The following is a 25,718-nucleotide window of genomic DNA, read 5'->3' as shown; positions in this document are numbered from 1 at the left end:
CGTTGGACAAGCCTGCCATACTCTCGCCATAATGGTGACGGACACTGAGCGGTAACGCATTTTTGCGTCTTTTCCGCCGGACATTCCGTCCAGCATCAGCATCTCGGAGTCAGAATGGGTCAGGATAAGCTGTATATAGAAAAAGAATTAAGCTGGTTAAGCTTCAATGAACGTGTGTTACAGGAAGCCTCGGATAAAAGTAATCCGCTGATTGAACGCATGCGCTTCCTCGGGATTTACTCCAATAACCTCGAAGAGTTCTATAAAGTGCGCTTTGCCGATCTCAAGCGGCGAATTCTGATCAGCGAAGAGCAAGGCAAACCGACCTCTTTGCGGCATCTGTTAAAGAAAATTCAGCTGCGGGTGCAGAAATCGGATCAGGAGTTTGATGCGCTCTACAACGATCTGCTGCTGGAAATGGCGCGTAATCAGATCTTCCTGATTAACGAACGTCAACTGTCACCGAATCAGCAAGAGTGGCTGCGCTACTACTTCAAACATCAATTACGCCAGCACGTTACGCCGATTCTGATTAACCATGACACCGATCTGATCGAATTCCTGAAAGACGATTACACCTATCTGGCGGTGGAGATCATTCGCGGCGACGATATTCGTTATGCGCTGCTGGAGATCCCGTCTGATAAAGTGCCGCGCTTTATTAACTTGCCGGCTGAGTCGCCACGCCGGCGCAAGCCAATGATTCTGCTGGATAACATCCTGCGCTATTGCCTCGATGAAATTTTCAAAGGCTTCTTCGATTACGATACGCTGAACGCCTATTCGATGAAGATGACGCGCGACGCCGAATACGATCTGGTTACAGAGATGGAATCGAGCCTGCTGGAGCTGATGTCGTCGAGCCTGAAGCAGCGTCTCAATGCCGAGCCGGTCCGTTTCGTTTATCAGCGCGATATGCCGGATGCGATGGTGGAAATGCTGCGCCATAAGCTGTCGATTTCGAACTACGATTCGATTGTGCCCGGCGGCCGCTACCATAACTTCAAAGATTTCATCGGCTTCCCGAACGTTGGTAAAAGCAATCTGGAAAACCGTCCGCTGCCGCAAATTCGCCACATCGGCTTTGACGGCTTCCGCAACGGCTTCGACGCCATCCGCAATCGCGATGTGCTGCTCTACTATCCGTATCACACCTTTGAGCATGTGCTGGAGCTGCTGCGTCAGGCCTCGTTCGACCCGAACGTGCTGGCGATTAAGATCAATATTTACCGCGTAGCGAAAAACTCGCGCATCATGGATGCGATGATTCACGCCGCCTATAACGGTAAGAAAGTCACGGTGGTGGTGGAACTGCAGGCGCGCTTCGATGAAGAGGCCAACATCCGCTGGGCGAAACGCCTGACCGAAGCGGGCGTGCATGTGATCTTCTCCGCGCCGGGTCTGAAAATTCACGCCAAGCTGTTCCTGATTTCGCGCCGTGAAGGCGAAGAAGTGGTGCGTTATGCGCATATCGGTACCGGGAACTTCAACGAAAAAACCGCGCGCATTTATACTGACTATTCATTGCTGACCGCCGATGCGCGCATCACCAATGAAGTGCGTCGCGTGTTCAACTTCATTGAGAATCCGTATCGTCCGGTCACCTTCGAGCATTTGCTGGTGTCACCGCAGAACTCGCGTGACGTGCTGTATAAGTTCATTGATGCCGAGATCGCCAACGCGCAGCAAGGCAATCCTGCTGGCATTACGTTGAAGATCAACAACCTGGTGGATAATGGTTTAGTTGATCGACTTTACGCCGCCTCGTCGGCAGGCGTGAAAGTGAATCTGCTGGTGCGCGGCATGTGTTCGCTGATTCCTGATTTACCGGGCATCAGTGAAAATATTCGCATTACCAGCATCGTTGACCGCTATCTCGAACACGACCGCGTCTATATTTTTGAGAACGGCGGCGAGAAAAAGGTGTTCCTCTCTTCCGCGGACTGGATGACGCGTAACATAGACCACCGCATTGAAGTAGCCGTGGCGATTCTTGATCCCCGCGTAAAGCAGCGCATATTGGACATCATCGCCATTCTGTTTAGTGATACGGTGAAAGCCCGCATCGTCGATAAAGAGCTGAGTAATCGTTATGTGCCGCGCGGCAACCGTAAAAAGGTGCGTTCGCAACTGGCCATTTATGACTACATCAAGAAACTGGAACAACCCGAATAACGCCTATGCCAATCTCACATAAAAGTACGCCGAAACCTCAGGAATTCGCGGCAATCGACCTCGGCTCGAACAGCTTCCATATGGTCATTGCCCGCGTGGTGGATGGCGCTTTGCAAGTGCTGGGACGCCTGAAACAGCGCGTGCATCTCGCCGATGGGCTGGATGCGCATAATCGCCTGAGCGAAGAAGCGATTGAGCGCGGGCTGAGCTGTCTGGCGTTGTTCGCCGAACGTTTGCAGGGCTTCAGTTCCGCCAACGTGACGATCGTCGGCACGCACACGCTGCGTATCGCCAGCAATGCGGAAGAGTTTCTGCAGCGCGCGGCCGAGGTGATTCCCTATCCGATCGAGGTGATCTCCGGCAACGAAGAAGCGCGTCTGATTTTTATGGGCGTGGAGCACACGCAGCCGGAAAAAGGCCGCAAGCTAGTGATCGATATCGGCGGCGGCTCCACCGAACTGGTGATTGGGGAAGACTTTGAGCCGCAGCTGGTTGAAAGCCGCCGCATGGGCTGCGTCAGCTTCGCCAATCTCTTCTTCCCCAAAGGCGAAATCACGCCAGAAAACTTCCGCCGTGCGCGCCTGTCCGCTGCGCAAAAGCTGGAAACCATGGCGTGGCAATATCGTTTGCACGGCTGGCAATATGCGCTAGGCGCGTCGGGCTCCATTAAAGCGGCCTGCGAAGTGCTGCTAGCGATGGGCGAAAAAGAGAAGCTGATTACGCCAGAAACGCTGGAATTGCTGACCAGCGAAGTGCTGAAGCATAAGTCGTTTAATGCGCTGAGCCTGCCAGGCTTGTCGGAAGAGCGTAAGGCGGTATTTGTACCGGGCTTGGCAATTTTGTGTGGCGTGTTTGATGCGTTAGCGATTCGCGAGCTGCGTCTCTCTGACGGCGCACTGCGTGAAGGCGTGCTGTATGAGATGGAAGGCCGTTTCCGTCATCAGGACATTCGCAGCCGCACCGCGCAAAGTCTGGCAAATCACTATGCGATTGATAGCGATCAGGCGCGCCGTGTGCTGGAAACCACCGAGAAGCTCTATTTGCAATGGCAGGAGCAGAATCCAAAGCAAGCTAATCCACAACTGTCGGCGCTGCTGAAATGGGCCGCGCTGCTGCATGAAGTGGGATTGACCATCAATCACAGCGGCATGCAGCGCCATTCGGCTTACATCCTGCAGAACTCCAACATGCCGGGCTTTAATCAGGATCAACAGATGCTGTTGGCCACGCTGGTACGTTATCACCGCAAAGCGGTGAAGCAGGATGAGATGCCGCGTTTCACCTTGTTTAAAAAGAAACAGTTTCTGCCGATGGTATTCCTGCTGCGTCTTGGCACGCTGCTGAATAATCAGCGCCAGGCGACCACCAAACCGGATTCTCTCAAGCTCAGCACCGACGACGGCCACTGGACGCTGACCTTCCCTGCCGGCTTCCTGAGCCAGAATACGCTGGTGCAGCTGGATCTGGAACGCGAGCAAGCTTACTGGAATGATGTCACCGGCTGGAAACTGATGCTGGAAGAAGAGGAGTAATGCGGGCAGCTGGCCCGCAATCTGGTTATGACTACACGCCCCGATAACTATTACGCTGAAAAATACGGCCTCACGCCGACCCATTCTGAAGTGCTGGCGGCCCTGCCTCATCTTGAAGTAGGGAAAGCACTGGATTTGGGCTGCGGCCAGGGCCGCAATAGTCTGTTTCTCAATCAGCATGGCTTTGACGTGACGGCCTGGGACAGCAATCCCGCCAGTCTGGAGCGCCTGAACAGCATCATTGCGGAAGAGAATCTACAGAACATTCACACCGAGCTGTGCGATCTCAATAGCGTGCGCTTCAACGGCGACTATAAGTTTGTGCTGTCGACCGTGGTGATGATGTTCCTGCAGCCGGCAACCATTCCGCAGCTGATTGCCGATATGCAGGCCAGCACGCGTAAATATGGCTACAACCTGATTGTGGCGGCGATGGATACCGATGATTATCCCAATACGCAAAACTTCCCATTTGCGTTTAAATCCGGTGAACTCAGCCACTATTACCGCAACTGGCATATTGTGAAATACAACGAAGAGGTCGGTGAACTGCATCGTCGTGATGAAAACGGTAACCGCATTAAAACCCGTTTTGCCACGCTGCTGGCGCAGAAAGCCAGTTACTGAATTAACGGCCGCTTTGTGCGGCCGTTAGATTGTCTGATGTCGATCAGTGCGCTGAATCTTTTTTGCTCATTTTTCACACAGCGATTGCTTTAGCGATCTAAGTGTGACTAAATATTGCCTCCGCCCATCGGGCATTTACAGGAACCACCCCGCGTGAACAGCGCTATCTCTGCACGAAGACGTCGCAAAACTGGCACCATGACCCGCATTGTTTTACTGGTCAGCTTCTTAATTTTGTTCGGCCGCCTGCTTTTCATCATTCCCGGTGCCATCGAGCATCATCAGCAAAAGAAAGCCATCCCTGAACCGGTCACGCTGAGCACCAGTGATTCGCGCTAAATAATCTGCGGGTCGGCTGTCGCTGCTAAACATTGTCCTTTGAGACAATGCTGCTTTTTACGTCCTGTTACCCGCAACGCGCTACACTGTGAGCTGACTTTACAGACACAAGGAACGCGTTATGTCTGCTTCGCATTCACAAAAATTAGCTGAAACCCGTCATCACATTCTCAACCTGCTGCTCAACGAGCACGATCTGGTTGATGTTCTGCTGGATAAATCCGTCGATCTGAATGCCGCCGAACTGCGTGATATCACCGACTGGCGTTATGAATTAGAGCTTGAGCTGCAGCAATTGCACGCCGCGGATTTAGCCGACATCCTCGAAGCCTTGCCGGAAGAAGAGCGTCAGGCGCTGTGGCGTTTAGTGCCGACGGCACAGCGCGGTCACGTCCTGGTTGAGGCTTCAGAAACCGTTTGGGCCAGCCTGACGGAAGAAATGTCTGATCGCGATATTCTGCACGCCATCGAGCCGCTGGATATCGACGATCAGGTATATCTGGCGCGCTACCTGCCGCGCGATTTAACCGGACGTCTGCTCACCACCCTTGAACCTAGCCTGCGCGCGCGACTGATGAGCGTGATCGAGCTGGATCGCGATCGCGTCGGGCAGATCATGGATTTCAATATCCTGACGGTGCGCTCTGACGTGACCTTAGCCACGGTGCAGCGCTATCTGCGTAAAGGCAAAAAAATGCCTGACGGCACCGATAAGATCTTTATCACCGACGAACAGAATCAACTGGTAGGTGAGTTAACGCTCACTGATATTCTGCTCAACAAACCGAAGATGCTGGTCGCAGAAGTGATGAATTCGCATCCCACCACGTTTCAGCTCAACGATAAAGCGGAAGACGCTGCTAGCGCGTTTGAACGTTATAACCTGATCTCCGCTGCGGTCACCGATGCTCAAGGCAAACTGATTGGCCGTATCACCATTGAAGACGTGGTCGATTTGGTGAACGAAGAGAACGAAAGCAACATCCGTAAAATGGGGGGTATCAGCCAGGGCGAAGACGTGTTTGCGCCGGTGCGCAAAGCGGTGGGCAAACGCTGGGCCTGGCTGGCGGTTAACCTGTGTACCGCATTTGTCGCTTCGCGCGTGATTGGCCTGTTTGAAGCCACCATATCGCAGCTGGTTGCGCTGGCAGCGCTGATGCCAATCGTCGCCGGCATCGGCGGCAACACCGGCAATCAAACCATTACCATGATTGTGCGTGCGCTGGCGCTGCATCAGGTTGAACCGGGTAATTTCTCGTTCCTGATCATGCGTGAACTCGGCGTGGCATTGATTAACGGCCTGTTCTGGGGCGGCATTATGGGCGGCGTCACCTGGCTGATGTACGACAACCTGCAACTCGGCGGCGTGATGATGCTGGCGATGGTGCTGAACCTGCTGCTGGCCGCGCTGATGGGCGTGCTGATTCCGTTAATCATGACCAAAATGAAACGCGATCCCGCCGTTGGCTCTAGCGTGCTGATCACCGCGATCACCGATACCGGCGGATTCTTTATCTTCCTTGGTCTGGCGACGATATTTTTGCTGCATCATTAAGGCTTTAAACAGTGTGCGTAACGTTGCAGCATCTGCTGTAAATTGAGTTGCAACGTTGCGCGCGCCAGTTCACTCATTGCTGGATTGACCCGCGTTGAACCACGCTGATTTAACCACTCCAGCACATCGATTAAATGCCATATGGCTGTTTTTCCATCATGAATCGGGCGCGGAAACTGCGGGCTATGGCTGAGCATCAGCTTGCGCATGTTCTGCCGCGAAACACCAATTAACTCTGCGATATCCGTCAGCCCGACTAAATCTGGCGCGGCTTCAATCAGTTCCGCATCTGGCAATGCCTCAAAAACATCCTCCAACGCGCTGCGCACCGCGTCCTGTGCAGTGCTGGCTTCGCGGCAGAACGTCATGCTTAATTTTCCCGCCACACCCGCGCCAATTAACGCATCAGTGCAGCCTTGCGAACCGAGCCGTTCGATCACTTCATTGATGTCGCTCTCATCATTGAGCTGAAAACGCAGCGTAAACTCAAATTCCATGTTTCACTCCTCGTCACTTAACCCGCTGAGGGCTTTCACTGCAGTTATCCACCACGCGCCGTAACAGTTTGGCATGCGTTTCGGGATTTTTTGGCGTACTCCAGATGCAGGTAATGCAGTAATCCCCACATCGACACTCTGTCGAATTATCTGGGCAGTACATCTTGCCCCACGCATGGTGACCGCCAACTGCAATCTTCCAACCTCTCGCTTCTGCATATCGCAAAGCTCCTTCGACCGCTTTATGCGGATGCCGCTTCCTGTATGACATCGCTGGCTACCTTATGCTCACCGCAATAAGTTGTCAACTGACAACTGCGAAGTGTTTCGGTACTATTTCAGCGGCGAATGCTGCAGAAAATAACCAGAACGGTCTCAACGCGCTTTGATTCAGTTTTGTGCTGGAAGACAGCGCACAAAATCAAGCGCACAGCGCCTGAAGTGCATATAGACTCTGTTGTTATCACTGACCTGACGGAGAAGAAGCATGTTTAACGTGGATGATTTTGTGCAGTCTAAGACCGGTGGCCCAAAGATGCAGGTGCTGCGCGTGGAAGGCGATATGCTGTGGTGCGCTCGCGTTGACGATCACATCAAGCGTGAAATTGAAGTCAGAGCCGATAGCGTGAATCTGTATCACGAAGACGGCGATTTCGGCGTCTGTTAAAAAAATGGCCCCAAATCGGGGCCATTTTTAGGGATTGTCTCGCTGCACATTATTCTGACCGATGCCGCCGATAAACGGCAGACGCAGCCTAAATGGTGTGAAATCCAGCCCCATGTTTAATCCCAGCAAGTTCACTTCCAGCCCCTCTTCCGCGCCAACCGTCACACCCAACACGCCCAGCAGGGAAAGCTGCACGCCGCGACCTGAAGGTGGTAAACCTACCGGATTAAGCAGCGAGCGATAATCTTTGCCGAGCGCGTTAGCCGGCAGGTCGAGCTTCAATGCCGGAACCTCGCGGCCGATATGCGCCATAAAAGTATTGCTGTTGGGTCCCGGCCAGGCGTGATACGTGGTCGGCCAGGGATAGGATTTAATGGCCGCTTCGATCTGCGGAATCATCGCTTCTGCGCTACTGCCGCGATGGTCAACCAGCAGACGCGGCTTCGCACCGTACCAATAACCATCGGGAAGATTGCTGTTACGACGCACTTTATCGCCGCTGCCCCAGCTAATCACTTCGTAACGGTTATAGCGGGTTTCACCGGCGCGCTTGAAGATAATCCACGGATGCACCGCCACCGCGCCCTTCCAGCCATAAGTCGGCGCAGCATAAACCTGCACGATAGCTTCTGCCGCATAACGCTGCGGATCCGGTGCGATACCGGCCGAATCGCGCCTTGCTGATGCCCAGCCACCGCGTTCAGAGGTGAGCTCACCGCTTCGCGTTGCCTGCGCCAAGCTCGCGCCTAATGAAAGCAAGATGATGCAAAGAAAAGAGATCAGTACGGCTTTGAAAGGCAACATCGACGGCATCCTGATGAGTAAAAATTACTCGCTATCTTGCATCGAAACGGGGGCGTTTGTATTCACGAACTATGCGATACATTTAGCCGCATGATTTGCCATCAGAAGGTTTGAAAAAAAAGCCCGCAATTAAGCGGGCTTCGTTTTTACGCAGTAATCAAAGCAGGATTTATTCCCACTCAATCGTCGCAGGTGGTTTACCTGAAATATCATAAACCACGCGGGAAATGCCGTTAACTTCGTTGATGATGCGGTTAGAGACGCGGCCGAGGAAATCGTACGGCAGGTGCGCCCAGTGCGCTGTCATGAAGTCGATGGTTTCCACCGCACGCAGTGAAACAACCCAATCATATTTACGACCATCGCCCATCACGCCAACAGAACGTACTGGCAGGAACACGGTGAACGCCTGGCTGACTTTGTTGTACAAGTCAGCTTTATGCAGCTCTTCGATGAAGATAGCGTCTGCACGGCGCAGCAGGTCGCAGTACTCTTTCTTCACTTCGCCCAGCACGCGCACGCCCAAACCTGGACCTGGGAACGGATGACGATACAGCATGTCGTACGGCAGGCCGAGTTCCAGACCGATTTTACGCACTTCGTCTTTGAACAGCTCTTTCAGCGGCTCAACCAGGCCCATCTTCATCTCTTTCGGCAAACCGCCCACGTTGTGGTGCGATTTGATCACGTGCGCTTTACCGGTGGCAGAAGCCGCCGATTCGATCACGTCAGGATAGATGGTGCCTTGTGCCAGCCACTTCACGTCTTCCAGACGCAGCGCCTGCTCGTCAAACACCTCTACGAATACGCGGCCGATGATTTTACGTTTGGCTTCGGGATCGTTCTCGCCCGCCAGCGCATCAAGGAAGCGCGCTTCTGCCGCAACGTGCACGATGTTCAGACCGAAGTGGTCACCGAACATTTCCAGCACCTGCTCAGCTTCATTCAGACGCAGCAGGCCGTTATCCACGAACACGCAGGTCAGACGCTCGCCGATGGCGCGATGCAGCAGCATCGCGGTCACAGAAGAGTCCACGCCGCCAGACAGACCGAGAATCACTTTGTCATCGCCAACCTGCTGACGAATACGCTCAACCGCATCTTCGATGATTTTGGCTGGCGTCCACAGCGCTTCACAGCCGCAGATGTCACGAATGAAACGCTCAAGCATGCGCAGGCCCTGACGCGTGTGCGTCACTTCCGGGTGGAACTGCACGCCGTAGAATTTCTTCTCTTCGTTAGCCATGATGGCAAACGGACAGGTTTCGGTGCTGGCAACGGTTTCGAAACCGGCTGGGATGGCGGTGACTTTGTCGCCGTGGCTCATCCAAACGTCCAGCAGCGGTTTACCTGCTGCGCTAATCGCATCTTCGATGTCACGCACCAGCGCGCTCTGAGTCAGCACTTCAACCTGCGCATAACCAAATTCGCGCTCGTTAGAGCCTTCAACCTTGCCGCCCAACTGCATCGCCATGGTCTGCATGCCGTAGCAGACGCCCAACACTGGCACACCCGCGTTAAACACGTATTCCGGCGCACGCGGGCTGTTCAGCTCGGTGGTGCTCTCCGGACCGCCAGAGAGAATGATGCCGTTCGGGTTAAACTGGCGAATTTGCTCTTCGGTGACATCCCACGCCCAGAGTTCGCAGTAAACACCCAGCTCGCGCACGCGGCGCGCAACCAGCTGCGTATACTGAGAACCAAAATCGAGGATCAAAATGCGATGTTTATGAATATTTTCAGTCGTCATTGAGGCGTTTCCATTGGGATGGACTTAATAATAAAAGCGCCCGGCGGGTGCCGGGCGCTAAATTTTACGGGATTATGAACCCATGCGGTAGTTTGGTGACTCTTTGGTGATGGTCACGTCATGCACGTGGCTTTCATTGATGCCCGCGCCGCTGATACGCACGAACTCCGCTTTGGTGCGCAGATCGTCAATGGTCTGGCAACCCGTCAGGCCCATGCAAGAGCGCAAGCCGCCCATTTGCTGGTGCACGATCTCTTTCAGGCGGCCTTTATAGGCCACGCGGCCTTCGATACCTTCCGGTACCAGTTTGTCAGCGGCGTTATCGCTCTGGAAGTAACGATCTGAAGAGCCTTTAGACATCGCGCCCAGTGAACCCATACCGCGATAAGACTTGAACGAACGGCCCTGATACAGCTCGATTTCGCCCGGAGACTCTTCGGTACCAGCCAGCATAGAACCGACCATGACGGCCGCTGCGCCTGCTGCAATCGCTTTAGCGATGTCGCCAGAGAAGCGGATGCCGCCATCAGCGATAACCGGAATGCCGGTGCCTTCCAGCGCGGCAACCGCATCAGAAACCGCGGTGATCTGTGGCACGCCAACACCAGTGACGATACGCGTGGTACAGATTGAGCCAGGACCGATCCCCACTTTCACCGCGCTCACGCCGGCCTGCGCCAACGCCAATGCGCCTGCGCCGGTGGCAACGTTGCCGCCGATGATTTCCAGGTTCGGGTATTTTGCACGGGTTTCACGAATACGCTGCAGCACGCCTTCAGAGTGACCGTGTGATGAGTCAATCAGCAGCACGTCAACACCGGCAGCAACCAGCGCATCAACGCGCTCTTCATTGCCCGCACCGGCACCAACAGCAGCGCCTACGCGCAGACGGCCTTCCGCATCTTTACACGCGTTAGGTTTACGTTCGGCTTTTTGGAAGTCTTTAACGGTGATCATGCCCAGCAGGTGGAAGCTGTCATCAACAACCAGCGCTTTCTCAACACGTTTTTCATGCATTTTGTGCAGCACAACTTCGCGTGCTTCACCCTCTTTCACCGTTACCAGGCGCTCTTTAGGGGTCATCACCGCGGAAACTGGTAAGGTCAGGTCGGTAACAAAACGCACGTCACGGCCCGTGATGATGCCCACCAGCTCGTTGTCGGTGTTCACGACTGGGTAGCCGGCGAAGCCGTTACGTTCGGTCAGCTCTTTCACCGCCGCCAGCGCGGTGGTTGGCAGCACGGTTTGTGGATCGGTAACGACGCCGCTTTCGTGTTTTTTCACCTTACGAACTTCATCCGCCTGGCGCTCAATTGACATGTTTTTGTGAATAAAGCCCAAACCACCTTCCTGCGCCAGCGCAATTGCCAGACCGGCTTCGGTCACGGTGTCCATTGCAGCGGAGAGCATGGGGATGTTCAGACGGATGTTTTTCGTCAGTTGAGTGCTGAGATCAGCGGTGTTCGGTAAGACAGTGGAGTGAGCGGGAACGAGCAGAACGTCGTCAAATGTGAGGGCTTCTTTAGCGATTCTTAACATTGCAATATCTCCACCTGGGGGCGATTAAAACAGATAAAATATTGCCGCGGCATTATACAGGCCGAAACCGATTGCCTCCAGTGTTTTTTCAGAAAATGTCTTGATCCTCGGGGCAAGCAATGTAGTATCAGTTGATTAACCCTCTGATTTAAAATTTGATCTACATCACATGTCGCTACCGCCAACCGCCAATATTTTTACCGTCAGCCGCCTGAACACCACGGTGCGCCAACTGCTGGAAAATGAGATGGGCCTGGTGTGGCTCAGCGCTGAAATTTCAAATTTCACTCAGCCCTCTTCCGGTCATTGGTACTTCACGTTGAAGGATGATGGCGCACAAGTGCGCTGCGCGATGTTCCGCAACAGCAACCGTCGCGTCACCTTCCGTCCTCAACATGGCCAGCAGGTGTTAGTGCGCGCCAGCATCACGCTGTATGAGCCGCGCGGCGATTATCAGCTGATTATCGAAAGCATGCATCCGGCCGGTGAAGGCTTGCTGCAGCAGCAATTCGAGCAGCTGAAAGCGCGTTTAGCCGCGGAAGGCTTATTCGATCAACAGTTCAAACAGCCGCTGCCGGATCCGGCGCGTCAGGTGGGCGTGATTACCTCCGCCACCGGCGCGGCGCTGCACGACGTGCTGCGCGTGCTGCATCGACGCGATCCTTCACTGCCGGTGATTATCTATCCCACCGCGGTGCAAGGCGTGGATGCGCCGGCTGGCATTGTGCGTGCCATTGAGCTGGCTAACCAGCGCGATGAGTGTGACGTGCTGATTGTCGGTCGTGGCGGCGGTTCGCTGGAAGATTTGTGGAGCTTCAATGACGAGCGCGTGGCGCGGGCGATTTTTGCCAGCCGCCTGCCGATTGTCAGCGCCGTTGGGCATGAAACCGATGTCACTATCGCTGACTTCGTAGCGGATTTACGTGCGCCGACGCCGTCTGCTGCGGCAGAACTGGTGAGCCGTAATCAGCTTGAACTGTTGCGTCGTTTGCAGTCGCAGCAGCAGCGCATGGAGATGGCGATGGATTTCTATCTGGCTCAGCAGCAGCGTCGCTTCACGCGCATTCAGCACCGCTTGCAGCAGCAGCATCCACAGCTGCGTCTGGCACGCCAGCAAACCGCGCTCTTACAGCTGCAGCGCCGTCTCGGTGAAGCAATGGACCAGCGCATGCGTGTGGCCAATCGTCAGCAGGATCGCCTGCTGCAACGCCTTAACGCCCAGCAGCCGCAGGGACGTATTCTGCGCGCTCAGCAGCAGCTCCAGCAATGGCACTATCGCTTACAGCAGGGCATGGAGAAGCAGCTCAATCACAATCGTCAGCGCTTTGGCACGCTGGCGGCACAGCTGGAAGGCGTGAGCCCGCTGGCAACGCTGGCGCGTGGCTTCAGCGTAACCACCGACACCCAAGGTCAGGTGGTGAAGAAAACTCAACAGTTGAGCAAAGGCGACTTGCTGCGCACCCGGCTGGACGATGGTTGGGTGGAAAGCCAGGTTACCGCACTCGAACCGCAGAAATCCCGGAGCCGCAAAGCGCGTTCATAGCGGGAAAACTATACTTCTGGCATGTACCTAAACGGCCAGGAGTTTTTTTATGTCTTACAGCGTTATTCCTCCCTACATTCTGCGCAATATCATTGATAACTGCTCCGGCGCGCAACAAGACTACGCGCGCCGCACCCTCACCCACGTCCAGCACTTGATGGGCGAACATAACGCTAAACCAGCAAGCACCACCACCGCTCAGCCAGGCACAGTGCTGCGTGCTATCTATGACGCCGAAGGGACGCAAAATCTGCCCGGCACGTTGGTGCGCGAAGAAGGCCAGCCGGGAAATGGTGATGTTGCAGCCGAAGAAGCCTGGAACTATCTCGGCATTACCTACGATTTCTTCTGGCAAATCTACCAACGCAACTCGCTGGACAATAAAGGCCTCAAGCTCGATGGCACCGTGCATTACGGCAAGGAGTATCAGAACGCCTTCTGGAACGGGCAGCAGATGGTGTTTGGTGACGGTGACGGCGAGATTTTCAATCGCTTCACTATCGCGCTGGATGTGGTGGCGCACGAGCTGACGCACGGCGTGACAGAAACCGAAGCGGGATTAATCTATTTCCAACAGGCAGGCGCGCTGAATGAATCGATGTCTGACGTGTTTGGTTCGCTGGTGAAGCAATTTCACCTCAAGCAGAGCGCCGATCAGGCCGACTGGATTATCGGCGAAGGTTTACTGGCGCAGGGCATCAACGGGCGCGGATTGCGCTCGATGTCGTCACCGGGAACGGCTTACGATGATCCGGTGCTGGGTAAAGATCCGCAACCGGCCGATATGGCGCACTACATCGAAACGCGTGACGACAACGGCGGCGTGCACCTCAATTCCGGCATTCCCAATCGCGCCTTTTACCTCGCCGCTAAAGCGCTGGGCGGCTTTGCGTGGGAACAGGCCGGTCAAGCGTGGTACAACACGCTGTGCGACAAAACGCTGCCGCAGGATGCCGATTTCAGCACCTTTGCGCGCTTTACCGTGCAGCACGCCAATCAACGATTCAACAGCTCAGTGGCGGAAAAGATCCAATCCGCCTGGCAGCAGGTAGGCGTAACATGGACATCCAACTGACCGATGACGCAATCATCGAACTGGCGCGGGAAGGCGGAATCGCTTTTATCCCTAAACTGCGCGGAGAGCGGCGCTTTACGCTGGCGGAACTACCGGAACCGCAAAAGCAGCGCGTCTGCGAGGTGCTGGAACAGGCAATGCCCTTGGGGGAAACGGAAGATCAGGCGGCAAATGTCGGTCGTGGCGATCAGCGCTACTACCGCATTCAAATCACCTATGCTACCCATCGCGAAGCGGGAAGTTTCGTGATTTTAATTCCCGAACAACTGGCGCCCCCCGAGCTGCAATCGCTGTGGCGAGACGGTGAATAGGTTATCGGAGATCTCTCAAGGCAGAGCGTAACTGATTGACTATACTCATTATGTGGCTAGCTAGTCCACGTCGAAGAAAACACCCTTAGATGAGGTCTCTGCTATGACACAAAAAAAGCAACGAGGTGGTGCCGGGAACTTTGCAGAGGACCCGGAGCGCGCCAGGGAAGCCGGTAGCGCTGGCGGCAAAGTCAGTGGGGGTAATTTCAGAAACGATCCTGAAAGAGCCAGGGAAGCTGGAAGAAAAGGAGGTCAAAAAAGCCGTCGCCCTTCTAAGCAGCAGTAATTAAGGTGCCTTAAAGGAAGAGATGTGCCACGGAGGGTGATAAAAAAAAGGCCGACATCATGATGTCGGCCTTTCTCCTTTTTTAACTTACTTGCTGTCTGGCAGCGCGTAAGCAATCACGTAATCACCACGGTCTGGCGACTGACGTGCACCGCCTGCAGAGATCAGGATGTACTGTTTGCCGGTTTTCGGCGAAACATAGCTGATTGGACCGCCCTGGCTGCCGACTGGCAGACGTGCTTTCCACACTTCTTTACCGGTTGAGCTATCGAAAGCGCGCAGATAGTAATCCTGCGTACCCGCGATGAACACCAGGCCACCCTGCGTTGCCAGCGTGCCGCCTAAGGTCGGCATACCAATTGGCATTTTCGCGCGCATTTTGATACCAAACGGACCGGTATCTTCTACCGTACCCACCGGCACCTGCCACACGATCTGACGTGTTTTCATGTCAATCGCTGACAGCGTACCGAACGGCGGAGCCTGGCACGGAATGCCCAGCGGCGACATGAAGCGGTTTTTGTTCACCGCGTACGGTGTGCCTTTCAGCGGAACCGCACCCATACCGGTGTTGATGGCTTCACCGCCGTTGCTGGCCGCCGTTTTGCTGGTGTCTTGTGGAATCATCTGTACCCACAGGCCCAGACGCATGTCGTTAACGAACATGTACTGGTTGTTCGGGTCAAACGAGATACCGCCCCAGTTCATACCGCCCAGTGAACCTGGGAAGCTGAGGGATTTATCGGTATCCGGCACGGTGAACAGACCATCGTAACGCATACCTTTAAAGGCAATACGGCACGCCAGCTGATCAAACGGTGTTGCCCCCCACATATCCGATTCCGTCATTTTCTGGTTGCCGATATTTGGCATTTCCACGGAGTGCGGCTGAGTTTTGGTGTACTGCTCGTTCGGGATGTGACCCTGCGGCATCGGCAGCTCTTCAACTTTGGTCAAAGGCTTGCCGGTCAGGCGGTCCAGCACCCAGATCATGCCGGTTTTCGCGCCGATAACTACAGCTGGCTTGTTAGTGCCGTCCTTCATCGGGAAGTCGACCAGGCTCGGCTGCATTGGCAGGTCGAAGTCCCACAGATCGTTATGCACGGTCTGATAAACCCACTTCTGCTTACCGGTGGTGGCATCCAACGCCAGGATTGATGCGCCGTAAGTGTGATCCAGTTTGGTACGGTTCGCACCCCACAGATCCACTGACGAGCTACCCATCGGCAGGAACACGGTGTTCATTGCCGGATCGTAAGACATTGGCGCCCACGAGTTTGGCGTACTGCGGGTGTAATTTTTACCCGGCATCAGCACCGCATTGGGGTCGTCGTTGCCTGGGTCAAACGCCCAACGCATCTGACCGGTGATGACGTCAAAACCACGCAGCACGCCGCCAGGCATGTCGGTCTGTACGTTATCGGCGACACGACCACCCACAACAACAGTGGTACCGGCCATCGCTGGCGGTGACGTCAACTGATATTGCGGATCTGGCGCACTGCCCAGACCGGTTTTCAGGTCAACCACACCGTGCGTACCGAAGGTGTCGCACAGCTCACCGTTGTCGGCGTTGATAGCAATCAGACGCGCATCAATGGTGTTCATCAGAATACGACGCTGACAGGTGTCGCCAGCAGGCAGCACAGCGGCAGTAACCGGCGTTGAACCCGGCTCGGTTGGCTGCTGCAGGGGTTTAGTCGCATCGAAATAGGCTAAGCCACGGCAGCGGTTCCACACTTCTGCCTGCGCGTTGATTTCGCGTTTCCAGATTTCCTTACCACTGTCTGCGGCAACCGCAATCACATTGTTATGCGGGGTGCACAGGAACAGCGTGTTGCCCACCTGCAGCGGGGTTTGCTGATCTTCCGCACCGTTACCGGTTGGGCTGATTGGCGTATCGCCAGTGTGGAAAGTCCAGGCAACCTGCAGATCTTTCACGTTATCGCGGGTAATCTGATCGATGGCAGCGAAGCGGTCGCCACCCGGCGTACGGCCGTAGCTGCTCCAGTCTTGCTGAGGTTTTGATTTATCGACCGGAATCAGCGGCAGCTGTTTACCGTCAAATGCCACGGTAGGATGCGGCTGGAACATCTGCACGAAAGTCGCCACCATGCCCACCACGATCACCGCAGACAGCACATAAGAGACTTTTGCCAGGGAGCTTTTGCCTTCGCTTTTACGCAGGGCTGGCCAGGTGAGGAATGCAAACAGCATCAAGCCGGCCGGCACCATCAAGCGCGAGACCAGCGGCCAGAAATGCAGGCCTGCATCATACAGTGACCAAATCAGCGTGCCAGCAAACACCAGAATAAACAGGGTGACGGCGGATGATTTGCGACGGAAGAACTGAATGGCCGCCAGCAACATAACGATACCGGCGATGAGGAAGTACCAGCTGCCGCCCAGCGCGACCAGCTTGCCGCCGCCGATTGCGAAGAACAAGCCGATTGCCAGCAAGACCAGGCCAAACAGTACGGACCAGATGCTCAGCCCTTTGCCGGGACGAGCGGAATTTTCTGCCATAACAAAAACTCTCCTGAAAAAATAAAGCGCTGGCGCCGATAAATCTGTGGCAGCCGATGACAAGGCCCCAGCCGCAGCGGGAGACAGGAACTATTCCGTTACGCTTTATTTTATATCTATTGATACGGGTGCAATGCCCGTGATTCGGCGCTTGTGAGCGAGGACACAACGTAGGTGAGAGTGATTCTCGCGACAAGGCGGCAGGATTGTACCACTTGGTACAATAAAAAGTGAATATCCATAACGCGGCAGTCACTGGTTAATAGCATTTTTGCTACAAATCCAGGCGTAACTGGTTAATAACTCTAGGCGTGGAATCCGGAGTTTTTAATCTGCGATGAAGGCAGGCGTAAATTCGACGCGCTTTTTCGAGATTAGACCGTCGCCGTGCTGACAAAAGTAGTCGACAGCGCCACAGGCTTTCAGCACTTGTAACGGCTGATGGCAATCCGGGCATAAGGCGATACGATCGAAATGACGTTCACAATTGGGGCAGTCAAAACCGGTTTCACTGAGAGTGAGTGGTTGCTGACAGGTTGGGCAGGAAAAGTTCATCCATTATCCTCTGCGCTTTGGATGGCGGCCGCCATAAATGGCGCCACTACAAGTTACAGGTGAAAAAAAAGGGCCCTGCTGGGCCCTTCTCATCTTAACGCTTGTTCTTCTTCAGATGCGACATCAGACGCTGACGTTTACGCTGCTGCGTTGGCGTCAACAGGTTGCGTTTGCCCGCGTACGGGTTATCGCCTTCTTTGAACTGAATGCGAATCGGCGTCCCCATAACGTTGAGTGAACGACGGAAGTAGTTCATCAGGTAACGCTTATAGGAATCAGCCAGATCTTTCACCTGGTTGCCGTGAATCACCACAATTGGCGGGTTATAACCACCGGCGTGCGCATACTTCAGCTTCACGCGGCGACCCCGCACCAACGGCGGTTGGTGATCGTCGGCGGCCATGGTCATAATGCGCGTCAGCATTGCGGTGCCCACACGTTTGGTAGAGCAGTCGTACGCTTCGGTCACCGATTCGAACAGGTTGCCGACGCCGCTGCCGTGCAGGGCGGAAATAAAGTGGATGCGCGCAAAATCGATAAAGCCCAGGCGGAAGTCCAACATCTCTTTGACTTCATCTCTGGCTTCCTGCGTCATGCCATCCCACTTGTTGACCACGATCACCAGTGAGCGCCCACTGTTCAGGATAAAGCCGAGCAGCGAGAGATCCTGATCGGAGATTCCGGCACGGGCATCAATCACCAGCATTACCACGTTAGCATCTTCGATCGCTTGCAACGTTTTGATAACTGAGAATTTTTCGACGGTTTCGGTGATTTTACCGCGCTTACGTACGCCAGCGGTATCAATCAGGACATACTCACGTCCGTCACGTTCCATCGGAATATAGATGCTGTCGCGCGTGGTGCCCGGCATGTCGAAGACCACGACACGGTCTTCGCCAAGAATGCGGTTAGTTAGCGTTGACTTACCCACGTTCGGGCGGCCAACGATAGCGAGTTTGATTGGCAGTGTGGTTGGGTCGAAATCTTCTTCTTCCTCTTCCTCCAGCGCCTTCTCACTCTCTTCTTCTAAATCGGCCCAATAAGCAGCGTTCTCTTCTTCTTCAGTGAGCTCGACTTCTGGAACGATTTCTTCCATCCACGGCAACAGTGCGGTTTCCAGCAGGCTGTTAACGCCGCGGCCATGCGAAGCTGCAATGGCGTGAATCTCGCCTAAGCCCAGCGCATAGAAATCCAGCACCGCCGCTTCCGGGTCGATACCGTCAGTTTTGTTGGCGACAACAAAGGTGGCTTTCTCACGGGCACGCAGATGATTAGCGATTTGCTGATCCGCCGGCATTACGCCCGCGCGCGCATCCACCATAAACAGCACCACATCGGCTTCTTCAATCGCCAGCAGCGACTGCTCCGCCATGCGGTTTTCTACGCCCTCTTCGGTGCCATCAATACCGCCGGTATCAATAACAATGAATTCGCGCCCTTCCACTTCGGCGCGACCATATTTGCGATCGCGAGTCAGTCCAGGAAAATCCGCCACCAGCGCATCACGTGTGCGTGTTAAACGGTTAAATAGCGTAGATTTTCCCACATTGGGACGCCCAACCAGCGCGACCACAGGTACCATAACACTTGCCTCAGTTTTTAAAATAATTCGCCCGAATGGCGTGATTATAACGACATTTGACGCCAGGCGTCAGGCTGAAGGCGCAAAGAATACCATGCCTGACTAAAAACGAAACGGCCCCTGACGAATCAGGAGCCGTGTAAGCGAGCGGGAAACGCGTTCCCGCAGAGCCATATCCTTAACGGGTGATGGCGTAAACTTCTCCGCCTTTCGCCTGGATCAGCAGCTTGTCACCGGCAACCACCGGTTCAGTCTGGAAGCCATCGCTGTCCAGTTTCTGCTGCGCCACGAAGCGGCCGTCAAGGGTGTTAATCCAGTGCAGATAACCTTCGCTATCACCGACAACCAGATAACCGTTGAACAGCACCGGCGAGGTCAGATTACGATGCAGCAGATCGCTTTGACGCCAGATGGCTACGCCACCATCAGCATTCAGGGCAATCACGCGGTCATCCTGATCGACCAGATAGATACGACCCGCATCCACCACCATGTCTTTCACGCCGCCAATCTCACGTTTCCACAGCACCTGACCAGAACGCAGTTCCAGCGCGGTGAGGTTACCGTTATACGCCAGCGCATAAACCACACCGTTTACCACGACTGGCGTAGTATCGACGTCGCTCAGGCGATCGATTTCCGTGGCGCCGCTTGGCTGCGAAATACGCTGCTGCCAAATCAGCTGACCTTGATTGACGATGACTGCGCTCACGCGGCCATTATCGCCACCCACAATTGCGCCACCAAAGGCCACGGTCGGGGCTGATTCACCGCGCAGTGACAGCGCAGGCATATCAAGGTTAACGGTCCATTTGATCACGCCAGTGCTCTGATCAAGGCCTTGCAACATACCGTTGCTGGTGTGAACCAGCACTAAACCGTCGCTCACCACCGGACGCGACAGCGCTTCACCGGCGACCTTGGTCTGCCAGGCAATGCCACCATCGCTGGTATTCAACGCAAATACCTGTCCACGTTCGCTACCGATGTAGATGCGGTCGCCGCTGGCGGTGACGCCGCCAGAGAGCAGTGCCGAGATGTTTTTCGAGAAGAAGCCGGTTTTCTCAGAGAGATCGACTTTCCATTTCTCTTTACCATTGCTGGCATCAAGCGCTTTAACCACACCAAAACGATCCGCAGCATACACGGTACCGTCCAGCCAGGCTGGATGCAGATTGGAATAGAAATCACCAACGCCATCGCCAACCGAGGTGCTCCACGCGGTCTGCGGCGTAAACTGGTTTTCCACTTTAGGCAGCGGGGCCCTTTTCACTACATCTTCTTCGCCGCTGAACAGCGAGCAACCGCTGAGCAGAGTGACTGAAATCAGCCCTGGCAGCAGGTATTTACGTAATTCCATGTGCGCTCTCTTGACTGGCTTAACTTAAGTTATTCATCTTCATCTGCAGCATTTGCTTCAGCGCAGGAGAGGCCTGCGATTCAGCACCTTTGCTCCAGGCATCACGCGCGCCCTGCTTATCGCCTTTGCTCAGCAGTGCTTCGCCACGAATGTCCGCCACAATGGCTGTCCAGCCATCACCTTTAACATTGTTAAGGGTAGAAAGTGCGGCATCGGCCTGACTTTGCTGCAACTGAATGCGAGCCAGACGCAGGTTAATCACCGCCTGCAGGTTGGCATCTTTGGTATCTTTCAGCCCACTCTGTAATAGAGTGATAGCTTTATCGAGCTGATTGGTTTCAACATACTGCTTAGCCAGATCCAACGAAGCCAACGCACCATAGGTATTGTTGTTTTCGCTGGCGAAAGTGGCGACCGCTTCCAGCGAATCAGGCTTGTCCGCCTGCATCGCGCTGGTCAGTTGTTGATATTCTGCTGATGCCGCTTTATCGGTGCCTTCCTGATGACTGGACCAGAAACGCCAGCCACCCAGCGCAGCGATACCGATGATTACGCCAACGGCCAGGAATTTGCCATTGTTGGCAAAGAACTGACGCAGCGCGTCAACTTGTTCGTTTTCGTTGCTGTAAACTTCCACGCAATCCCTCTCTTTAAAATGGCTGTTGCAGTGCTGCGCTTACTGCAGCAGCGTGCGCAACGTCGCAGCGGCGTCGCTCTGAGCCAGCGTCTGTTGATCGCCGGTACGCAGGTCTTTCACCACAACCTGGCCCGCTTTCACTTCATCTTCGCCCAGCACCAGCGCAATGCGTGCGCCCCACTTGTCTGCACGGGCAAACTGCTTCTTGAAGTTACCGCCACCAAAGTTGGTCATCATCTTCAGTGCCGGATCAGCATCACGCAGTTTTTCCGCCAGTTGCATCGCGGCGGACTGAACGCCCTGCCCCGAAGCGATAACATAGACATCAACAATGCGCGTCGGTTCAAATTCTGGATTAACTGCTTGCACCAGCAACACCAGACGCTCCATACCCATGGCAAAACCAACCGCTGGCGTGGCACGTCCACCCAGCTGTTCAACTAAACCATCGTAACGTCCGCCGCCGCACACGGTGCCCTGCGAACCGAGGCTGCTGGTCACCCATTCAAACACGGTACGGTTATAGTAATCGAGGCCGCGCACCAGGCGCTGGTTAATGCGATAGTTAATGCCCGCGTCGTCCAGCAAGGCGCACAGGCCGCTGAAGTGCTCGCGTGACTCCTCATCAAGGAATTCGCCTAGCGTTGGCGCATCGTTTAACAGTTTCTGGATGTCAGGATTTTTGCTGTCGAGCACGCGCAGTGGATTGGTGTACATGCGGCGTTTACAATCTTCGTCGAGTACGTCCTGATGTTGCTCAAGGAATGCCACCAGCGCGCTGCGATAGTTGGCACGCGCGTCCAGCGAACCGATAGAGTTCAGCTCCAGATCAACGTGCTCGGCAATACCTAACGCTTTCCACCAGCGTGCGGTCATCATGATCAGCTCAGCATCTACGTCCGGGCCTTGCAGGCCGAAGACTTCGACACCCATCTGATGGAACTGGCGATAACGACCTTTCTGCGGGCGCTCGTAGCGGAACATCGGGCCGGTGTACCACAGACGCTGTTCCTGATTGTACAGCAGACCGTGCTCGATACCGGCGCGCACGCAACCTGCAGTGCCTTCCGGACGCAGCGTCAGGCTTTCGCCGTTGCGGTCTTCAAAGGTGTACATCTCTTTCTCAACCACGTCGGTGACTTCACCGATCGCGCGGCTGAACAACGGGGTGTGCTCAACGATTGGCAGACGGATTTCACTGTAACCATAACTGGCCAGCACCTGCTTAAGGGTGCCTTCAATACGCTGCCAAATCGCGGTATCCGCCGGCAGGTAATCGTTCATCCCGCGAATCGCTTGAATATTCTTCGCCACGTTAGAATCTCTTAAGACAAAAAAACCTGAGCGGCATCATACCTTATGAGGATGAAACCGCACAGGTTCAATCACAAACTGGCACGCGACAGGCGCGCACCACGATTATTTTTCCAGCTGCTGCACGTTGATACGGCGGCTTTCATCCAGCATGCTGGCTTTAGCGCGAATACGCGCTTCCAGCTGGTCGATCATGTCGTTGTTATCAAGACGATCGCGCTGGCGCACACCATCTTCGTAGAAGCCGCTTTTCTTGGCTCCGCCGGTCACGCCGAGGGTAGAAACTGTCGCTTCACCCGGACCGTTCACCACGCAACCGATAATGGAAATATCCATCGGTGTGATGATGTCTTCCAGCCGCTCTTCCAGCGCATTGACCGTACCGATGACATCAAACTCCTGACGCGAACAGGTCGGGCAGGCAATAAAGTTGATGCCGCGGGAGCGGATGCGCAGAGATTTGAGGATATCGTAGCCGACTTTCACTTCTTCAACCGGATCGGCCGCCAGCGAAATACGCAGCGTATCGCCGATGCCTTCGGCCAGCAGTAAACCTAAACCGATCGCCGATTTCACGGAACCCGCACGCGCGCCGCCCGCTTCGGTGATACCGAGGTGCAGCGGCTGATCGATGGCTTTCGCCAGCAAACGATAAGATTCAACGGCAAGGAAGACGTCAGAGGCTTTGACGCTCACTTTGAACTGATCAAAATTGAGGCGATCGAGGTGATCCACATGGCGCATCGCGGATTCGAGCAGCGCCTGCGGCGTTGGCTCGCCATATTTTTCCTGCAGATCTTTTTCCAGCGAACCGGCATTAACGCCGATACGGATCGGAATATTGTAATGACGCGCACAATCCACCACCTGGCGAATACGCTCATTGTTACCGATGTTGCCTGGATTGATACGTAAACAATCCACGCCATATTCAGCGACTTTCAGTGCGATGCGATAGTCAAAGTGAATGTCCGCGACCAGCGGCACGTTGACTTGTTGCTTAATCAGTTTGAAGGCTTCAGCCGCATCCATAGTGGGAACGGAGACGCGCACGATATCAACCCCGACGCGCTCAAGCTGGCGAATCTGGTTAACTGTGGCGTCCACGTCAGTGGTGCGGGTGTTGGTCATTGACTGAACGGCGATGGGCGCACCATCGCCAACTGGCACCTTGCCGACGTAAATCCGTGTTGATTTGCGACGGATGATGGGTGCTTCGTTATGCATATTCTCTCTCCACAATTACCCGGAAAGCGCGCTGCGCGTTATTGCGCACCCAGCGTCAGACGGGCAACCTGGTTATTACGGATAAAACGACTTAAATCAACGGGCTGATTCTGATATTGCACGTCAACCGCACCCGGTGCGCCAATTTTCAGACGATACGGAGCCGTTCCGGACAAACTCAGCTTACCGCCGCTACGTTGCAAACCGCTGAACAACTTCTTGCCGGTCGCATCGCTGACTTCCAGCCAGCAGTCGGCTTTGAAGTTCATTACGATGGCATTCGGATCGCCTGCCGGTTGGCTGACTGCCGCATTCGCGGTAGGCATTTGACCAGCAGGAACACTGTTTGCTGGCGCCGGAGAGGTCGCCGCTGGCGGCGTTGTATCAATCGGAGCCTGGCTTGGCGAAACCACGGCGTTGTCGCTGCCGGTGGTTTGCGCATTGTTGCTCATGCTCGACGCAGGTGCGCCGGCGTTGCTTTCAGGCGTGGCCGCTGCGCCAGCACCGTTATCGACTGGCGTACCGGCAGCGTTAGTGTCCGCATCGGTATTGCTGTCGGTGCTGTTGTCGCCCAATGGAATGGACTGGCTATTGTCGCCGCTGCCGTTTTGATCGGCCATCGACACCAAATCAGCCTGTGACGCTTTATGGTTCTGCCACCACCACGCACCGGTCAAACCGACTACGACGAAAACCACCAACCAGGTGAAGATCATCAGCCAGCCATCGCGCTTTTTACGACGCTTACCCAATGAGAAGCTCTGCATCGGCTCGATCCTGGCAGCGCGCACCGGAGCCTGTTTTGCCATCATCGGCAGCAGGTCATCTTCCGGCACATGCACCAGACGGGCATAGGAGCGAATGTAACCGCGCAGGAATGTCGAAGCCAAATCAGCAGGTGACTTATCCTCTTCAATATCACGCACGGTAGTAAGTTTCAGGCACAGGCGTTCAGCGACGTTTTGCTGGGTCAGCCCCATCTGCTCACGGGCCAGACGCAGGCGTTCACCTGTGGAATGTACTGCAGAATTCTCTTGAGTGGCTTCAGTATTCATTAGCTAAATAACGCTGGTACTGTATCGATTGTGGAAAACTTCGCGCCAACCGGTCGCCATAACGTGTAACGTCAGCAGCGTTTCCCTGTTGCGCGGCGAAACGTATCTGTAACCACAGGCTCTCTGCCGTTGCGGGCAAACGCTGGTGGTACACTTCTAAAAGCAGCGGAACCGACTGCTGTTCCTGCTGTTCAAGCCGCCTTTCCACTTCCCTCAGCAGTTGACTGCCCTGCTCCGGTGCGGCATCCAGCGCGTAACCTAACTGCTCGCGCGCTGCGGCACTCTCATCAGCCTGCAGGTAACAATAGCCCGAAAACAGGAATGCATCCTGACGAGCATCGATTTCCTGCGCCTCAATTGCCAGCTTAAACTGTTGATGCGCTTCGTCATACTGCCTTAAACCGCAGAGAAACGCACCGTAATTGTTAGCCACATAACCATTCAGCGGCGCTAACTGCTGCGCCCGCTGATAGTGCCAGCGGGTTTGTGCGCTGTTCTGCTGCGCCTGCGCCACACGGGCCAGGGCCAACGGCACGCGATAATCTTTCGGCGCTGCCTGCTGAGCACGCAATAAATTGCGCTGTGCAGCGGCATAATCCTTCACCGCCAGATAATGCAATCCGAGCTGCAGACGGATATCCGCTGCACTCTGCTTTGCAGGGTGATTGACACAACCGGTTACAACAAAGCCAGCCAGAATCGCGGCGGATAATCCTTTACGCATGTCAGTCTCTCCATGAAAAATATGCGGAGAGACTG

At 54.8% G+C, this 25,718-nt stretch carries 23 protein-coding genes; 10 read left to right on the top strand and 13 right to left on the bottom strand.

Annotated features, from left to right (window positions below):
* The first annotated feature begins 114 nt into the window (after positions 1–114).
* The 5 genes from ppk1 to mgtE all read left to right on the top strand — a co-directional run bounded on the left by ppk1 (position 115) and on the right by mgtE (position 6,228).
* Positions 115–2,175 (top strand): polyphosphate kinase 1, encoded by a 2,061-nt coding sequence (ppk1, locus tag PZBJ_RS17330; protein ID WP_101763506.1) that lies wholly within the window; start codon positions 115–117, stop codon positions 2,173–2,175.
* 5 nt (positions 2,176–2,180) lie between these two features.
* A complete protein-coding gene (gene ppx / locus PZBJ_RS17325) occupies positions 2,181–3,707 on the top strand; it encodes an exopolyphosphatase (protein ID WP_101763505.1) in 1,527 nt (508 codons plus the stop codon).
* Positions 3,708–3,728: 21 nt separating this feature from the next.
* Positions 3,729–4,334: a tellurite resistance methyltransferase TehB gene (gene tehB / locus PZBJ_RS17320; RefSeq protein WP_101763504.1), complete on the top strand. Its 606-nt coding sequence runs from the start codon at positions 3,729–3,731 to the stop codon at positions 4,332–4,334.
* Between the two features lie 153 nt (positions 4,335–4,487).
* Positions 4,488–4,673, top strand: coding sequence for a YfgG family protein (locus PZBJ_RS17315; RefSeq protein ID WP_101763503.1), 186 nt, complete (start codon positions 4,488–4,490; stop codon positions 4,671–4,673).
* Between the two features lie 121 nt (positions 4,674–4,794).
* Entirely contained in the window at positions 4,795–6,228 is a 1,434-nt protein-coding gene (gene mgtE / locus PZBJ_RS17310) for a magnesium transporter (protein ID WP_101763502.1), read from the top strand.
* Here the strand turns inward: mgtE and PZBJ_RS17305 are convergent.
* Positions 6,225–6,725 carry a helix-turn-helix transcriptional regulator gene (locus PZBJ_RS17305; protein WP_101763501.1) on the bottom strand — a complete coding sequence of 167 codons (501 nt, stop codon included), beginning with the start codon at positions 6,723–6,725 and terminating at the stop codon, positions 6,225–6,227. The genes mgtE and PZBJ_RS17305 overlap by 4 nt on opposite strands.
* A gap of 487 nt (positions 6,726–7,212) precedes the next feature.
* Between PZBJ_RS17305 and PZBJ_RS17295 the strand changes: the two genes are divergently transcribed.
* The gene (locus PZBJ_RS17295) at positions 7,213–7,392 is read left to right on the top strand and encodes a GDFGVC terminal motif YodC-like protein (RefSeq protein WP_101763499.1); all 180 of its coding nucleotides are present in this window, start codon (positions 7,213–7,215) and stop codon (positions 7,390–7,392) included.
* 27 nt (positions 7,393–7,419) lie between these two features.
* Here PZBJ_RS17295 and PZBJ_RS17290 read toward each other — a convergent pair whose 3' ends face one another.
* The 3 genes from PZBJ_RS17290 to guaB all read right to left on the bottom strand — a co-directional run bounded on the left by PZBJ_RS17290 (position 7,420) and on the right by guaB (position 11,485).
* Positions 7,420–8,196, bottom strand: coding sequence for a DUF3750 domain-containing protein (locus PZBJ_RS17290; RefSeq protein WP_008108318.1), 777 nt, complete (start codon positions 8,194–8,196; stop codon positions 7,420–7,422).
* A gap of 169 nt (positions 8,197–8,365) precedes the next feature.
* On the bottom strand, positions 8,366–9,946 hold the full coding sequence (guaA, locus tag PZBJ_RS17285) for a glutamine-hydrolyzing GMP synthase (protein WP_101763498.1): 1,581 nt from the start codon (positions 9,944–9,946) through the stop codon (positions 8,366–8,368).
* A gap of 72 nt (positions 9,947–10,018) precedes the next feature.
* Positions 10,019–11,485 (bottom strand): IMP dehydrogenase, encoded by a 1,467-nt coding sequence (guaB, locus tag PZBJ_RS17280; RefSeq protein ID WP_101763497.1) that lies wholly within the window; start codon positions 11,483–11,485, stop codon positions 10,019–10,021.
* Between the two features lie 169 nt (positions 11,486–11,654).
* Between guaB and xseA the strand changes: the two genes are divergently transcribed.
* From xseA to PZBJ_RS17260, 4 genes are all read left to right on the top strand, one after another.
* Positions 11,655–13,028: an exodeoxyribonuclease VII large subunit gene (xseA, locus tag PZBJ_RS17275; RefSeq protein ID WP_101763496.1), complete on the top strand. Its 1,374-nt coding sequence runs from the start codon at positions 11,655–11,657 to the stop codon at positions 13,026–13,028.
* Between the two features lie 49 nt (positions 13,029–13,077).
* On the top strand, positions 13,078–14,103 hold the full coding sequence (locus PZBJ_RS17270; protein ID WP_101763495.1) for a M4 family metallopeptidase: 1,026 nt from the start codon (positions 13,078–13,080) through the stop codon (positions 14,101–14,103).
* The gene (locus tag PZBJ_RS17265) at positions 14,088–14,414 is read left to right on the top strand and encodes a protealysin inhibitor emfourin (protein WP_101763494.1); all 327 of its coding nucleotides are present in this window, start codon (positions 14,088–14,090) and stop codon (positions 14,412–14,414) included. Before PZBJ_RS17270 ends, PZBJ_RS17265 begins: the two co-directional genes overlap by 16 nt.
* Before the next feature lie 103 nt (positions 14,415–14,517).
* Positions 14,518–14,700, top strand: a complete 183-nt coding sequence (locus PZBJ_RS17260; RefSeq protein ID WP_045814915.1) for a con-10 family general stress protein — start codon at positions 14,518–14,520, stop codon at positions 14,698–14,700.
* Positions 14,701–14,787: 87 nt separating this feature from the next.
* On the opposite strand, the gene PZBJ_RS17255 is transcribed toward PZBJ_RS17260, so the two are convergent.
* The 9 genes from PZBJ_RS17255 to pilW form a co-directional block, all read right to left on the bottom strand.
* Entirely contained in the window at positions 14,788–17,226 is a 2,439-nt protein-coding gene (locus PZBJ_RS17255) for a glucose/quinate/shikimate family membrane-bound PQQ-dependent dehydrogenase (protein ID WP_101763493.1), read from the bottom strand.
* 327 nt (positions 17,227–17,553) lie between these two features.
* Complete coding sequence (locus PZBJ_RS17250; RefSeq protein WP_101763492.1) at positions 17,554–17,781, bottom strand: zinc ribbon domain-containing protein; 228 nt, start codon at positions 17,779–17,781, stop codon at positions 17,554–17,556.
* A gap of 94 nt (positions 17,782–17,875) precedes the next feature.
* The gene (gene der / locus PZBJ_RS17245; RefSeq protein WP_101763491.1) at positions 17,876–19,366 is read right to left on the bottom strand and encodes a ribosome biogenesis GTPase Der; all 1,491 of its coding nucleotides are present in this window, start codon (positions 19,364–19,366) and stop codon (positions 17,876–17,878) included.
* A gap of 178 nt (positions 19,367–19,544) precedes the next feature.
* Positions 19,545–20,726: an outer membrane protein assembly factor BamB gene (gene bamB / locus PZBJ_RS17240; protein ID WP_101763490.1), complete on the bottom strand. Its 1,182-nt coding sequence runs from the start codon at positions 20,724–20,726 to the stop codon at positions 19,545–19,547.
* A gap of 19 nt (positions 20,727–20,745) precedes the next feature.
* Positions 20,746–21,363, bottom strand: a complete 618-nt coding sequence (locus PZBJ_RS17235; protein WP_101763489.1) for a YfgM family protein — start codon at positions 21,361–21,363, stop codon at positions 20,746–20,748.
* Positions 21,364–21,402: 39 nt separating this feature from the next.
* Positions 21,403–22,677 (bottom strand): histidine--tRNA ligase, encoded by a 1,275-nt coding sequence (gene hisS / locus PZBJ_RS17230; RefSeq protein ID WP_101763488.1) that lies wholly within the window; start codon positions 22,675–22,677, stop codon positions 21,403–21,405.
* 105 nt (positions 22,678–22,782) lie between these two features.
* Positions 22,783–23,904 carry a flavodoxin-dependent (E)-4-hydroxy-3-methylbut-2-enyl-diphosphate synthase gene (gene ispG, locus PZBJ_RS17225; protein ID WP_101763487.1) on the bottom strand — a complete coding sequence of 374 codons (1,122 nt, stop codon included), beginning with the start codon at positions 23,902–23,904 and terminating at the stop codon, positions 22,783–22,785.
* 38 nt (positions 23,905–23,942) lie between these two features.
* Positions 23,943–24,959, bottom strand: coding sequence for a cytoskeleton protein RodZ (rodZ, locus tag PZBJ_RS17220; protein WP_101763486.1), 1,017 nt, complete (start codon positions 24,957–24,959; stop codon positions 23,943–23,945).
* On the bottom strand, positions 24,949–25,683 hold the full coding sequence (gene pilW, locus PZBJ_RS17215; RefSeq protein WP_101763485.1) for a type IV pilus biogenesis/stability protein PilW: 735 nt from the start codon (positions 25,681–25,683) through the stop codon (positions 24,949–24,951). Before pilW ends, rodZ begins: the two co-directional genes overlap by 11 nt.
* Between the last annotated feature and the right edge of the window lie 35 nt (positions 25,684–25,718).

It is taken from the genome of Pantoea endophytica (assembly GCF_002858935.1).
Lineage (GTDB): Bacteria > Pseudomonadota > Gammaproteobacteria > Enterobacterales > Enterobacteriaceae > Pantoea > Pantoea leporis.
This window is presented reverse-complemented; position numbering and strand designations above follow the sequence as displayed.

What these genes read in the sequence shown, in the direction of transcription:
- ppk1 (WP_101763506.1), top strand. Translation starts at nt 115, where the DNA reads ATGGGTCAGGATAAGCTGTATATAGAAAAAGAATTAAGCTGGTTAAGC.
- ppx (WP_101763505.1), top strand. Translation starts at nt 2,181, where the DNA reads ATGCCAATCTCACATAAAAGTACGCCGAAACCTCAGGAATTCGCGGCA.
- mgtE (WP_101763502.1), top strand. Translation starts at nt 4,795, where the DNA reads ATGTCTGCTTCGCATTCACAAAAATTAGCTGAAACCCGTCATCACATT.
- PZBJ_RS17305 (WP_101763501.1), bottom strand. Translation starts at nt 6,725, where the DNA reads ATGGAATTTGAGTTTACGCTGCGTTTTCAGCTCAATGATGAGAGCGAC.
- PZBJ_RS17295 (WP_101763499.1), top strand. Translation starts at nt 7,213, where the DNA reads ATGTTTAACGTGGATGATTTTGTGCAGTCTAAGACCGGTGGCCCAAAG.
- PZBJ_RS17290 (WP_008108318.1), bottom strand. Translation starts at nt 8,196, where the DNA reads ATGTTGCCTTTCAAAGCCGTACTGATCTCTTTTCTTTGCATCATCTTG.
- guaA (WP_101763498.1), bottom strand. Translation starts at nt 9,946, where the DNA reads ATGACGACTGAAAATATTCATAAACATCGCATTTTGATCCTCGATTTT.
- guaB (WP_101763497.1), bottom strand. Translation starts at nt 11,485, where the DNA reads ATGTTAAGAATCGCTAAAGAAGCCCTCACATTTGACGACGTTCTGCTC.
- xseA (WP_101763496.1), top strand. Translation starts at nt 11,655, where the DNA reads ATGTCGCTACCGCCAACCGCCAATATTTTTACCGTCAGCCGCCTGAAC.
- PZBJ_RS17270 (WP_101763495.1), top strand. Translation starts at nt 13,078, where the DNA reads ATGTCTTACAGCGTTATTCCTCCCTACATTCTGCGCAATATCATTGAT.
- PZBJ_RS17265 (WP_101763494.1), top strand. Translation starts at nt 14,088, where the DNA reads ATGGACATCCAACTGACCGATGACGCAATCATCGAACTGGCGCGGGAA.
- PZBJ_RS17260 (WP_045814915.1), top strand. Translation starts at nt 14,518, where the DNA reads ATGACACAAAAAAAGCAACGAGGTGGTGCCGGGAACTTTGCAGAGGAC.
- PZBJ_RS17255 (WP_101763493.1), bottom strand. Translation starts at nt 17,226, where the DNA reads ATGGCAGAAAATTCCGCTCGTCCCGGCAAAGGGCTGAGCATCTGGTCC.
- PZBJ_RS17250 (WP_101763492.1), bottom strand. Translation starts at nt 17,781, where the DNA reads ATGAACTTTTCCTGCCCAACCTGTCAGCAACCACTCACTCTCAGTGAA.
- der (WP_101763491.1), bottom strand. Translation starts at nt 19,366, where the DNA reads ATGGTACCTGTGGTCGCGCTGGTTGGGCGTCCCAATGTGGGAAAATCT.
- bamB (WP_101763490.1), bottom strand. Translation starts at nt 20,726, where the DNA reads ATGGAATTACGTAAATACCTGCTGCCAGGGCTGATTTCAGTCACTCTG.
- ispG (WP_101763487.1), bottom strand. Translation starts at nt 23,904, where the DNA reads ATGCATAACGAAGCACCCATCATCCGTCGCAAATCAACACGGATTTAC.
- rodZ (WP_101763486.1), bottom strand. Translation starts at nt 24,959, where the DNA reads ATGAATACTGAAGCCACTCAAGAGAATTCTGCAGTACATTCCACAGGT.
- pilW (WP_101763485.1), bottom strand. Translation starts at nt 25,683, where the DNA reads ATGCGTAAAGGATTATCCGCCGCGATTCTGGCTGGCTTTGTTGTAACC.